This window comes from Anaerotignum sp. MSJ-24, from assembly GCF_018918145.1.
GTDB lineage: Bacteria > Bacillota > Clostridia > Lachnospirales > Anaerotignaceae > Metalachnospira.
This window is the reverse complement of record NZ_JAHLPX010000003.1, coordinates 132,973-145,677: the sequence shown is the minus strand read 5'-3', so window position 1 is coordinate 145,677 and position 12,705 is coordinate 132,973. Positions and strand designations below refer to the sequence as shown.

Here is a 12,705-nt window from a genome sequence, read left to right as displayed (position 1 = left end):
AATTATTGATAATCCTCTTCGTTTATCTTATCTCCGCATTCCGGGCAGAATTTAGGTATAGGCTTACTCATGTCCGGTTCATAGCCGCATTTATCACATTTAACTTTTCTGTTTTCGGGACGTTTGCTGCCGCATTCGGAGCAGAATTTGCCTGTATTTATTGCTCCGCATGAACATTTCCATTCGTCTGCCGGTTTCTGTGCACCGCATTCTGTGCAGAACTTGCCTGTGTTCACTGCTCCGCAGGCACATTTCCATTCGCCTGCCGGTTTTGCTGTGTTATTTGCATTGGCTGCATTTGCCTCTCTCATCTGCTCCATCTGTCTTGTATTGGAGGCAGATGCCGCATTCATAAAGCTGCCTGTTGAATTCATACCCATGCCTACACCCATAAAGCCTGCCATTGAACCGTTTGCATTGCTTCCTGCCGCCTCAATACCTCTTGCAACAGCACCCTGTACATAGCCCTCACGTATTGAAGGATCACCGAGCATTGCACCCTGATTACGCATATTGATAAGCTTTGTGCTTTCCTCATCATAAGAAATGCTTGCGATACCGACCGACTGTATTTCCATACCTCTCTGGGCCTTCCAGTCATCATCGAGTATAGTTGACATGTATTTACTGAGCTCTCTGCCCTTGCTTGCAACAAAGGAAATTCTTACACCGTCAGCCGACATCTGGTTTATCGCAGACTGGAGAGCCTCAAGAAATTCATTGAGATACTGTTCATTAATATCATTTATATCCACACGGTTTTTGTTTCTCGGAACAGCCTCTCTGAAAAACAGAAGCGGATCTGTTATCTTTATGCTGTATGTTCCGTGTGCTCTCAAGAAAAGCTCTGCATTATAAAAGCTGTCAAAATAATTGACCGGCATACGCGTGCCGAACTTTATTCCCTTTATCTCCTGGAGGTTGATATAAAACACCTTCTGTGAGCCGGAAGGAACTCCGCCGAATTTAACTCTGCTGAAGGATTCCTTGAGCGAATCACCGAAATTGCCGTTGAACAATGACGGTGCTGAAGCGTTCTGAACCTTATAATAGCCTTCTTCGGCAGTATAATCTATAACCTTTCCGCCATCCGTAAGTATCATAAACTGGTTCGGATATACTCGTATAATCGAACCATCCGTAATAATATCCTCGGTACCTTTTTTATTGCTGTTTCGTTTGCTGTCACTGCGTGCTTTTTTGCCTTCCGCAAAGACAGTTGTATCGCTCATTTCATCGGGTTCAATAATTTCAAGCCACTGGTCGGCAAGTGCTCCGCCGACTGAATTTAATGCCGCCTTAATAATTCCCATTTGTTTTTCCTCCAGTCAATTATCATTTATTCCAACGCAAATTTATAAACAGCTTCGGCAAAGCCATCGGCATTATTATTTTTTGCAACATATGTAACTCCATGCTTAACGCAGTCCTGACCATTTTCCATTCCTATACTTATTCCTGCTCTTTTAAGCATATCACAGTCATTATCATTATCTCCAAGGCACATGACTCTACTCATATCCGTCCCAAGCATTTCGGCAAGAATTTCAAGAGTTGCGCCCTTCGAGCAGTTTTTTACTCCGACCTCAAGATTATTCACAATGGAGTTTGTAAGTTCAACATCCGGACAAGCCAAAAGATATTTTCGCATTTCATCTCTTTTATCCATATCAGAAAAAATAAGATTTATATTTTCAATCGTCGAATCATTATTCAGTATATCCGAAAAGCTTTCGACAGTTTCTCTTGTGTCCTTAAGCCATTCCGTAAAACGTGGATTAACTCCGTATTCCACAAGCTCATCCATGTATCTTTTCAGAGTATATGCCCTTCCATTTGTGAACACTTCGACCATTATATCCATTTCAAGTCCGTATTTTATTATTTTTTCGGCAGTCAAATAATCCATTTGATTTTTATAAAGCACTTCCCCCGTTTTCATATTCACGATAGCCGCACCGTTTGACGTTACCGCATATTTTATACAATTCAACTCCATAACACATTCAGGCATTGTATACAGCGCTCTTCCCGTTGCCGGAACAATATATATCCCCTCTGATGCCGCTTTTTCTAAAGCTCTTCTGTTGCCATCTGAAATCTGTTTGTTATCAGTAAGAAGTGTTCCGTCAAGGTCGGTAGCAATTATATCTATTTTTTTCATCTATTCATCTCCATAATGGTGTTTTTTCGCAAACTATACTCTATATTACCATAAATCCCTCAAAAACAAAACACAGGCTTTTAAAAAGCCTGTGTAAAGTTATCCGCAAAATCATTATTATATATCAAAAGGTATTATACAAAAAGTCAATTTCTTATCTGTCCCATTCATCGCAAAGGTCGTTGATACGCTTAAGCAGTTTTTCAAGGTCTGCATTCGCTCCACCCTTATTGTGCATGATAACCGTCTTAAGTCTGTTTCCGGCAACCTCAAGCTCTCTGTAAATAGCACTGCCTCTTGCAGCACCCTTGGACATTTCTCCGTCGGGATGCTCAACAAGCTTTTTAATGCCCTTGCTGAGTATAGTATTTGTCATCATATCGAACTCTGCTCCGCTGTAAGGTGCAAATGTATCATATCCGTATTCACGCATAAGGCAGTCAGCAAATTCATCTGTAACCGTATCTTCACCATGAACTATAAATACACGTTTAGGCTTTTCCTTAAAGCCCTGTATCCAGTCGATAAGTCCCTGTTTGTCTGCGTGTCCGCTTACGCCTTCAAGCTGTTCTATTCTTGCCTCAACGGCTATTTTTTCACCGAAAAGCTTGACCGAATCCGTACCTTCTATCAATGTTCTGCCCAATGTTCCGTATGCCTGATAGCCTACAAAAAGAATTGTTGATTCCGGACGCCAGAGATTATGCTTAAGGTGATGGCGTATACGTCCTGCCTCACACATACCCGATGCAGATATTATTACCTTCGGCTCTCTGTCAAAGTTTATCGCCTTGGAATCGTCGCTGGTTACAGACGTAACAAGTCCGTCAAAGGATATAGGATTTATTCCTTTTCGTATGAGCTCCAATGCCTCTTCGTCATAAAAGGCAAGCGTATTTTTGTTGAATACTCTTGTTGCCTCAACAGCAAGAGGACTGTCCACATATACCTTAAAGCCGTCATGACCTTTAACCATGTTGTCTTCTTTTATCTTTCTTATAAAATAAAGCATTTCCTGTGTTCTGCCGACAGCAAATGCCGGTATAACAAGGTTTCCGCCTTTATCAAGCGTTTCCTGTATAAGTCTTGCAAGCTCACCGTAATAATCCGGACGTTCACCATGATAACGGTTTCCGTATGTAGATTCCATTATTACATAGTCCGCTTCATCGGTAAGCTTAGGATCCTCTATGAGCGGCTGGTTTTTGTTGCCGACATCTCCGGAGAAAACAAGCGTTTTTGTTATTCCGTCTTCGGTGAGCCAGAGCTTAATGCTTGACGAACCGAGAAGATGTCCTATATCGGTAAACTGTATGGCAATTCCGTCGCATATATCTATTTTTTCTGTATAACCGCATCTTTCAAAAAGCTGAAGAACGCCTTCCGCATCATTGGTCGTATAAAGCGGTTCATAAGGCTTATCAAGCGAACGCTTTGCCTTACGGTTTCTCCATTCTGCCTCAAACTCCTGTATATGCGCACTGTCACGAAGCATTATTTCGCACAGGTCGGCAGTAGCCTCTGTTGTATATATTTTTCCTCTGAAGCCGTTCTTATAAATAAGCGGAAGATAACCGGAATGGTCTATATGTGCATGAGAAAGAAATACATAATCAAGATCGGACACATTCACCGGAATTTCCTGATTTTCGTATATATCTCTGCCCTGCTCCATACCACAGTCAAGAAGAAAATTCTTTCCACAGGCATTAATAAAATGACAGCTGCCCGTTACCTCATGTGCAGCACCGGAAAAAACAAGTTTCATACAAGCCACCTCCAGCATATTTCACAACTAAATTTATTTATATATCAATTATAACATAATTTAGTCTGTATGAACACTGTTTTTGTTTTCTCACTTTCGTCACTTTGTCCATTATTGAACAAATCCACCCGGATAAACAGTATGGTCTGCACAAGGATTTATTTCCGAAAGCTCATTATTAAGCAGCATAATTCCTCTCTTTATGCTTTCATAACCGTATTTGTTTCGTACAGCCTCAACCATGTTGTCAATTTTAAGCTGTGTTTCCGATCGTTTAAATTCCGGATCAAGCGAAAGCTGGACAGTTTCTCCGAAATCAAGCTCACAGACCTTTATGCCTATGCTTCTTACCGGGCGTCCATAGGTATGTCTGCTTTCAAAAAGCTTTTTGGCTGTTCTGAAAATGTCGTCGGAAACATTTGTTGCATAGCGCAGTTTTTTCTGTGACGATGCCTTATAATAAACATCCTCTTTTATTTCTATCTGTATTGTATTGCATCTTGCTCCGTTTTCCCTAAGTCTGTGTGCAACGCTTTCCGCAAGCACCATAAGAGTTATGTCTACATCACTTTCCTCATATATATCATATGGCAAAGTAACGCTGTTACCTACGCTCTTTATTTTTCTTTTATAAACATAGTCCTGAACAGGCTCAAAATCTCTGCCCAAAGCTCTGTTTCTTGCCTTAAGTCCGTTTCGTCCGAAGTTCTCCGCAATACCTCTTTCGTCGGCATTTGCCAGCATACCTATTGTGGTAATACCAAGCTTTTCAAGCTTATTTCTTGTTGCATTGCCGACATACATAAGTCTGTCAACGTCAAGCGGCCATACAATATCCTTAAAATTATCCGGTGTTATGACAGTTATTCCGTCCGGCTTTTTATAATCACTTCCGAGCTTTGCAAAGCTTTTTGTGAACGAAACGCCTATCGAAACGGTAAGGCCGAGCTTTTCCTTTATTTCACGGTTTATTTTCCGGGCGGTTTCAAGCGCATAATTGAAATCTCCGTCCGGTTTCGATATGTTCAGATAAGCCTCATCAAGACCATAAGGCTCAACAAAATTAGTATATTCATAATAAATATCCCTTACGAGTTTGGAATATTTTTTGTATCTTTCAAAATGCACCGGAACAAGTATAAGCTCCGGACACTTCTGTTTCGCCTGCCATACTGTTTCGCCGGTGTGTATACCGAATGCCTTTGCTTCATAGCTTTTTGCAAGAACAATTCCGTGTCGTTTATTGGGATCACCACATACTGCGACAGGCTTTCCCTTTAAGCTTCGGTCATATAAGCATTCAACAGCCGCATAAAAACAATTCAAATCGGAATGGAGTATAAGTCGCTGCATACAAAGAACCTCTTTTCGTTTATATTTCGAACTTCTGTTCTAATTATAGCAATAGACGTTCCTTTTGTAAAGAGGAAATATCAGTTATGTTCTTATTTTTCAACTCCAAGCCTCATCGAAATAGTCCTCTGCATCGTCAAGACTATCAAAATCATCATAATTATCGTAATAAAAATCCTCCGCATCATCATAATCATAGACATCATAAGGATCGCTGTCATAGAAATTTTTAAAGAATTCATAATCATACTCACTGCTTTTTGAACTTGATTCAGGCGTATAACCGCCGCTGTAAGTTGAATTTGAGCTTTTATATGTAGAGCTGTTATTTTCATATGTAGAACTGTTATTTTTATATGTGGAACTGTTGTTTTCATATGTGGATCTTTTATTTACATTTTTGTATCTTTCATCATCTTTCTGTTTGTATTTTTCAGTTTCTTCGTTCTCTGTTTCGTCATTTTTCGTTTCTTTCGACAATTCATATTCATACTTCATTAGCAATATTCTACATATTATGTCATCTCCTATACATGCCCATATAGTAGCTCCTAAAATTAATACAATAAAAATCTTTGCTATCGTTTTTAAATATTTCTTCACAATATTGTCATCTTTTCCGGCCATATCTATTCCTCATATGTAAGTTTTAATTAAAATATACCACATTTCCCATTACTTTCACACTGTCTTAACAAAACAAATTTTTATTCACAACTTAGTTATATACAGTTCACATGACTACCTTACAATATAACCATCAGCAAAAAAGACTGATAAAAAATTTCTTCATAAATCCTTCCATCTTAGTATCCTGTCTTCGCAAGACAGGATATTTTTTTGCAAAAAAATTTAAACCTCACTTGTTTCCGAATGATTTATTATTGCCGCACTTCCGTCGTCACGAAGTATTTTATATTTGTTGAAATCTCCACCTGTCAATGCGTTTGTGGAATTGCTGAAATCTATAAGCACAGCAACCTTTTTTCCGGTTGAATTTTCTGTTTTTTCCTCAAGTATATAGGTATTCCAGTAATCGCTCCAATTATATTGTTCATTTACCTTTCGTTCGCTTACTATTTTAAAATCGCTGTTCGGCGGTACTGTTCTGTCGTTATTTCCTTCGGCTGTGCTATATGTCTGCTTTTTTGTTGTATCTATTGTCTGATTGTTCTCACTCGGATTTATAACACAGGTCTGCTCAACCTTTTCCCATGAGGTTTTTCCGTTATCGGTACTGCTGAACCATGACTCTATGTTTTCATCTATATTCAGCACATTTTCAAATTTTCCGTTCTGATACATATATCCTCGTATAAATCCACTTTTCTCCCTCGCGCCTATGCTCTGGTTGTTCCTTTCCCTGAATATTATTACATCTGGTCTGTCTGCAAGCTTTTCAATGCTTATATTGTCAACACCGTAAAAATATCCGACTGTTCCGGCATATTCGTAGCTATCGCCGTTTTTTCTGTAAACAGCCATTATGTTGTTTTCCGGCCCGAATGACACCGTAACAAGTGCATCATTGTTGTCACCGTTTCCGAGTATGTTTCCATAATTAACTCTTGTCGCCGTTGCCTCATTTCCAGTAAAGCTGTCGGTCATTTCGGTATCCTTCAAAACCTGTGCCGCTGTTTCCGCACGTTTTGCCGCCGTATCATAGCTATCATAAATTCTCACTAAAATCAGTCCCATAAAATATTTCAATTACATTATATTCAGCAAACCTATTTATAAGCATTAAAAAACCGCCTGTGGTTTAAATCACAAGGCGGTGAAAATCATTATGTTATTAATAACTCTGAAGCTTTCTCATTACTGAACTGTTTTTTGTAATAAGCTTAAATACCGGGCAACCAATACAGGTGATACAAATAAATTCACCAAGCATAACCCATAAGGTTGAAACGATAAACGGTGAGCTATATACAAGATAAAGCTCAAGACCTATTATAAATGAAAGAATAGTAGGCCATAATGATGCGGCAACCATATTTTTTGTTCTCTTAATCATCATTACAGAACAAAATGTATGGAATGTTCCGAAGGCAACGTCAATCAGACCGAGTGGACTGAACATATTCGCTATTGCACAGCCGAGAATAAGTCCGGGTGCAAATATCGGATTGATCCAAGGCAGAAGAACCATTATTTCAGAAATTCTGAACTGGACACTGCCGTATGCAATAGGTGATATTGCAAGAGTTGCCACTGCGTAGATTGCAGCCGTTATACCTGTTATGGCAATAGCTGCGGTATTGATTTTTTTCATATTCAATTCCCCCTGTTTTTTATTTCGGAGATGGTTAGGCAAGGAACATCTCCTAAATCTAATTTGTAATAAAATAAATACCTCGGATAGTATACACCACAATATAGTCTATTGCAAGCATTTATTTCAAATTAATTATCTTCTCAAAAAGCTCTGAGCTGCTGTTTATATTTTCTCCATTTCCCATAACGCATATATATCCGCTGTCCTTGATTGACGCAAGCAGAGGTGCAAAACCGTGCATATCTTCTATTGTCGAAGAAAGAACTTCTTCTCTTTCTTTCTGCACAGCCCCATCGGTTATTCCGGCTATATGTCTTACTATCGCCTGTTTTATTTTCTGCTCTCTGCTGAGAGGTCTGTCAAGGCTGTTTATTGCTCCGATTATATAGTTTGTCATTGCCTTTTCATCTGCATTGAAGCCACTTATAAATTCAGCGGATTTGTCATATACATCAAGAGTTCTCTTTAAATTCGGATCTCTGTAAGAATACATATACATATTTCCGCTCTTAAGGAAATTGCAGCCACAGCCATATGCACCGCCCTGTACTCTTACAACATTCCAGAGATATTCAAGGTCGATTATATTCTTGAGCACAAGAAGCTTTCCGTTGTATTTAAAGCCGTTTTTGCCAAAATCAACAGCCTTTGCAACATACTGTATCTTTCCGGGAGTTATAATACCCTCCGATTTTACCGTTTCCGATATTGTTCCGTTTTTGATAATGCAATTTTCATCGGAAGAACCAAATATTTCTGTAAGGCTCTTTTCTGCCATTTCAAAATTAACATCGTCACAGCTTATTGCCATAGTTAATCTGTCAAAGCTGAATACCGCTTTTGCGACAGCCTTAAGGTTATATATAATTGTATCAATATTTTCATCAAAGCTCTTTTCAAGCTCGCAGAGGAATTTAAAAAAGCCTATTCCGCCTGTTTCGTCCTTGAATTTAAAGGATTCGTTATAATAGCTTAATGCTCTGAAAGCGGAAGTCATATGTCCGCTCTGTGCAAGATAGTTCTCAAGCTTTGAAATTATATCGTTAATTATTATATGTATATTTTCCTTCTTTTCAAAATCCATACGGTTTGCCGACTGATTAATAAGCTCCGCAAGCATTCCTATGTTTCTTGACAATGCCTTTCCGCTTACGGCAAAAACCCTTTTAACTGTTCCATCCATTGCTACATATGAATTACATGATGCACTTATTCCACCTGTATACATATCAGTCTTTGTCGGAAGCTGTGTAAAGCTGTATTTTTCGGTATCAAGCTTGCCGAAAAGCTCCGAAAGAAGTCCGAGCCAGCCATAGCTTTCCTTCGGCATTGAATTAACATCAAAAAGCATTTCCGTATAAACTATATCGTTTGATACCTGAGGAACAAAAATAATATTGTCATTAACCGTTTTCTTTATTATATCCGCCTTTTTGGAAATGTCGCTAAGCTTAAGCGAAGGCATAACCGAAAGATCGTCCTCCTGTGACTGGAAGCTCAAAAGTGCCTTTGTTTCATTCACAATGTTTTCAAGCTCTGTTTCGCTCATTGCTGATTTAATAGCATCAAACTTCTGCTTTTCCTTAAGGTCTGCCTCTGCCTGCATACCTTCCTTCGGCTGAAGTGAAACAAACACCTTTGCATTATTATCAACAAGATATTTTCTGATAAGCTCTTCAAAATATCCGTTTTCTGCCTTTTCTCTTATGGAAGAAATCTGTTTTTTGAAACGGAAGCTTTCAAAAGGATTATCCTTGTGAAGCCATATATCCATTGCCTTAAGTCCGTAAGCAAGCCCTCTCGGTTTATAGCCGTAGTTTTCCTCACTGAACATAAAATCAAAAGCATTTACCGCAGACTCCACAAGCTCCTTATCAAGACCTTTGGATAAAATTCCGTTCAATGAATCTGTAATTATTTTTTCAAACTCATCGGCTGAATTTTCCTTTGCACCCTTTGCCGAAATCATAAACACCGTATCAAGCATTGATGAATCGTACCAGCTTTCCGCATTGGAGCAGAAACCGTTTTCGGTAAGTGCTTTTTTAACCGGAGAGGCATTTGTATCAAGAAGTATATATGAAAGTATGCTTAAACCCATTGTTGTTTCCGCATCATAGGATTTTCCTGTCATCCATGCAGCCGCATACATAGCCTCTTTATTACTTCCGTCCTTCTGTATTACGGGATATTCTTCGTCCTTTTTAACCGCTTTTTCTATGGGCTGTTGAGGCATAATTTCCGTATCAACCGAAATTTTATCAAATGCAGAAAGATATTCACGGTCAATATATTCCATTCGTTCTTCTATATCCATTTTTCCGAAAAGATAAATATAGCTGTTTGACGGATGATAATGGTTTTTATAAAATTCTATGAATTTTTCATATGTAAGCTCGGGAATTTTATCCGGATCTCCGCCGCTTTCGAATTTATAAGGCGACTCTGTGAAAAGTGACGTATTTACCGCACCTTCGATATATCTGTCCGGATCGGAATAAGCTCCCTTCATTTCATTATAAACAACGCCCTTCTCGCAAAGGCTGTCCTGTTTGTTTTCAAGATGAAGATGATGTCCTTCCTGCATAAATATTTCCTTATGCTTAAGCATCATAGGATTGAACACCGCATCAAGGTATACGTCCATAAGGTTCTGGAAATCCTTTTCGTTTCTGCTGGCTATAGGATAAACCGTTTTATCGCTGTATGTCAGTGCATTAAGATATGTATTGAGCGAGCCCTTTGCCAGCTCGTTAAACGGATCCTTTACAGGATATTTTTTAGAACCGCAAAGCACCGAATGCTCAATTATATGCGGTGTTCCGCAATCATCGACGGGAGGTGTTCTGAAGGATATAAAAAACACTCTGTTATCATCGTCGTTTTCTATATACATCAATTTTGCTCCGCTTTTTATATGTTCAAACATATATCCGACCGAAGAAATGTCATTAATCGGTTCTTTATACATAAGTTTAAAGCCATGAAGGCTGTTTCCGATTTCTGTTTTAATCATAATCTCATGTCCTCCTAACTTACTTATTATAAAATAATAGTATCATCATTTCAAACCTATATATTAAAAAAAAATTTAAAAAAGCTATTGACAAACCAATCAGTCTAAATTATAATAATTATCAGATAAAAGAAATTATCAAATAACTAAAGAATATTTAATCGATTTACTTATAAGGAGGAAAAATAATATGAAAAAATTTGTATGTTCAGTATGTGGTTATGTTCATGAAGGTAACGAAGCTCCCGACTTCTGTCCGGTTTGCAAAGCTCCCAAGGAAAAATTCAAAGAAATGACAGGTGAAAAAGTATGGGCTGCTGAACACGTTGTTGGTGTTGCTCAGGGTGCAAGCGAAGACATCATGGCTGACCTTCGTGCTAACTTTGAAGGCGAGTGTTCAGAAGTAGGTATGTACCTTGCAATGGCAAGAGTTGCTCACAGAGAAGGCTATCCCGAAATCGGTCTTTACTGGGAAAAGGCTGCTTACGAAGAAGCAGAGCATGCTGCTAAGTTTGCAGAGCTCCTTGGTGAAGTTCTTACAGACTCAACAAAGAAGAACCTTGAAATGCGTATCGATGCAGAAAACGGCGCAACAGCAGGTAAATTCGACCTTGCTAAACGTGCTAAGGCTGCTAACCTTGACGCTATCCATGACACAGTTCACGAAATGGCAAGAGATGAAGCAAGACACGGTAAAGCATTCGAAGGCCTTTACAACAGATACTTCAAATAATTTCAGATATATTTAACTGAATAAAGCAAAAAATGCCCCTTGCAGATGTTAAATCTGCAAGGGGTTTTGCTTCATGCTTAAGCGCACAAAACAAAAACCGCAGATAAAAACATCTGCGGTTAAATTTACATTTATAAATATTATAAATTAGAGAGCTGCTTTAGCTGTTTCAACAAGCTTAGCGAAAGCTGCTTCGTCGCTTACTGCAAGCTCAGCAAGCATCTTTCTGTTGATTGTTACGTTTGCTGTCTTAAGACCGTGCATAAGCTGGCTGTAAGAAATGTCGAACTTTCTTGCAGCAGCGTTGATTCTTGTGATCCAGAGTGCTCTGTATTCTCTCTTTGTCTGTTTTCTGCCAGCGAAAGAATAAGCCATAGCCTTCATAACTGACTGCTTAGCTACTCTGTACTGTTTTGATCTTGCTCCGTTGTATCCTCTTGCTAATTTTAATACTTTTTTATGTCTTTTCTTTGCGTTTAAAGCGCCTTTAACTCTTGCCATTATTCAATATCCTCCTTGTTCTAAGTCTTATGCGTAGGGAATTAATTTCTTCTTGATTGTCTTAATTACTGTCTTATCTGCAGTAGTTGCTTTTCTAAGATTTCTTTTTCTCTTAGTAGACTTTTTACCAAGGATATGCTGTGTATTTGCTTTATTTCTTTTAACTTTTCCTGTTCCTGTTAATCTGTAGCGTTTTGCTGCAGCTTTTTTTGTTTTTAATTTAGGCATCTTAAATTTCCTCCTTAAATGTACGTTAATGCATTAAATTATGATTTGGGAGCAAGGAACATAACAAGGCTCTTTGCTTCCATTTTTGCAGGTTTATCAACTGTTCCGTACTCTGCAACAGATTTAGCAAAATCTTCAAGTATAACCATACCTGTGTTAGTACGTCCGATTTCACGTCCACGGAAACGAATGCTGACTTTTACCTTATCTCCGTCCTTCAGAAATTCAATGGCTTTCTTAACCTTAACCTGAATATCATGTGCATCAATGTTTGGCGAAAGGCGTAATTCCTTAGTGTCTATGGTTTTCTGTTTCTTACGGGCTTCTTTTTCTTTTTTAGCCTGATCGAATTTGTATTTACCGTAGTCCATAATACGACAAACAGGCGGTTTAGCATTGGGAGCGATTTTTACAAGGTCAAGCTTTTTCTCGTCTGCAAGCTTCTGAGCATCTCTGCTTGAAAAAACTCCGAGCTGTTCTCCTGTTTCGCTGATAAGTCTGACTTCCTTATCTCTGATCTGTTCATTAATCATTAATTCAGTAATGGTTAAGCACCTCCGATACAATAAAAAAAGTGGACAGAGAACTATCCACTTGATAAAATCACAGAAATTTTCTTGATTATTAACCCTAAAAGCAACCGGCCATAAGGTGAGAAGTGGAT

12 protein-coding genes and 1 other annotated feature (1 of these 13 only partly in view) are annotated in these 12,705 nt (G+C 38.6%); of the genes, 1 reads left to right on the top strand and 11 read right to left on the bottom strand.

The genetic code is table 11. From position 1 onward, the window contains the following. Positions 1–2: 2 nt before the first annotated feature. The 8 genes from KQI66_RS02940 to KQI66_RS02905 all read right to left on the bottom strand — a co-directional run bounded on the left by KQI66_RS02940 (position 3) and on the right by KQI66_RS02905 (position 10,579). Entirely contained in the window at positions 3–1,313 is a 1,311-nt protein-coding gene (locus KQI66_RS02940; RefSeq protein ID WP_216427195.1) for an SPFH domain-containing protein, read from the bottom strand. A 26-nt stretch (positions 1,314–1,339) separates the two neighbouring features. Further along, positions 1,340–2,164, bottom strand: coding sequence for an HAD family hydrolase (locus tag KQI66_RS02935; protein WP_216427194.1), 825 nt, complete (start codon positions 2,162–2,164; stop codon positions 1,340–1,342). Between the two features lie 154 nt (positions 2,165–2,318). Continuing rightward, a complete protein-coding gene (locus KQI66_RS02930; RefSeq protein WP_216427193.1) occupies positions 2,319–3,932 on the bottom strand; it encodes an MBL fold metallo-hydrolase RNA specificity domain-containing protein in 1,614 nt (537 codons plus the stop codon). A 111-nt stretch (positions 3,933–4,043) separates the two neighbouring features. Next, the gene (gene dinB, locus KQI66_RS02925; protein WP_216427192.1) at positions 4,044–5,285 is read right to left on the bottom strand and encodes a DNA polymerase IV; all 1,242 of its coding nucleotides are present in this window, start codon (positions 5,283–5,285) and stop codon (positions 4,044–4,046) included. A 99-nt stretch (positions 5,286–5,384) separates the two neighbouring features. After that, positions 5,385–5,912: a hypothetical protein gene (locus KQI66_RS02920; RefSeq protein WP_216427191.1), complete on the bottom strand. Its 528-nt coding sequence runs from the start codon at positions 5,910–5,912 to the stop codon at positions 5,385–5,387. A gap of 225 nt (positions 5,913–6,137) precedes the next feature. Next, on the bottom strand, positions 6,138–6,983 hold the full coding sequence (locus tag KQI66_RS02915; RefSeq protein WP_216427190.1) for a hypothetical protein: 846 nt from the start codon (positions 6,981–6,983) through the stop codon (positions 6,138–6,140). A gap of 97 nt (positions 6,984–7,080) precedes the next feature. Continuing rightward, entirely contained in the window at positions 7,081–7,560 is a 480-nt protein-coding gene (locus KQI66_RS02910; RefSeq protein ID WP_216427189.1) for a QueT transporter family protein, read from the bottom strand. A gap of 121 nt (positions 7,561–7,681) precedes the next feature. Then, a complete protein-coding gene (locus KQI66_RS02905; RefSeq protein ID WP_216427188.1) occupies positions 7,682–10,579 on the bottom strand; it encodes an insulinase family protein in 2,898 nt (965 codons plus the stop codon). Between the two features lie 190 nt (positions 10,580–10,769). Here KQI66_RS02905 and KQI66_RS02900 point away from each other — a divergent pair, with 190 nt between their 5' ends. Next, positions 10,770–11,312 carry an NADH peroxidase gene (locus KQI66_RS02900; RefSeq protein ID WP_216427187.1) on the top strand — a complete coding sequence of 181 codons (543 nt, stop codon included), beginning with the start codon at positions 10,770–10,772 and terminating at the stop codon, positions 11,310–11,312. Between the two features lie 147 nt (positions 11,313–11,459). Here KQI66_RS02900 and rplT read toward each other — a convergent pair whose 3' ends face one another. Genes rplT through infC form a run of 3 tightly spaced genes read right to left on the bottom strand, consistent with a single transcriptional unit; the run spans position 11,460 to position 12,574 of the window. Beyond that, a complete protein-coding gene (rplT, locus tag KQI66_RS02895; RefSeq protein ID WP_216427186.1) occupies positions 11,460–11,813 on the bottom strand; it encodes a 50S ribosomal protein L20 in 354 nt (117 codons plus the stop codon). A gap of 27 nt (positions 11,814–11,840) precedes the next feature. Next, positions 11,841–12,041, bottom strand: coding sequence for a 50S ribosomal protein L35 (rpmI, locus tag KQI66_RS02890; protein ID WP_216427185.1), 201 nt, complete (start codon positions 12,039–12,041; stop codon positions 11,841–11,843). 38 nt (positions 12,042–12,079) lie between these two features. Further along, positions 12,080–12,574, bottom strand: a complete 495-nt coding sequence (infC, locus tag KQI66_RS02885) for a translation initiation factor IF-3 (protein ID WP_216427184.1) — start codon at positions 12,572–12,574, stop codon at positions 12,080–12,082. Positions 12,575–12,601: 27 nt separating this feature from the next. Further along, positions 12,602–12,705: a sequence feature (ribosomal protein L20 leader region), on the bottom strand; it runs 16 nt beyond the window's last position.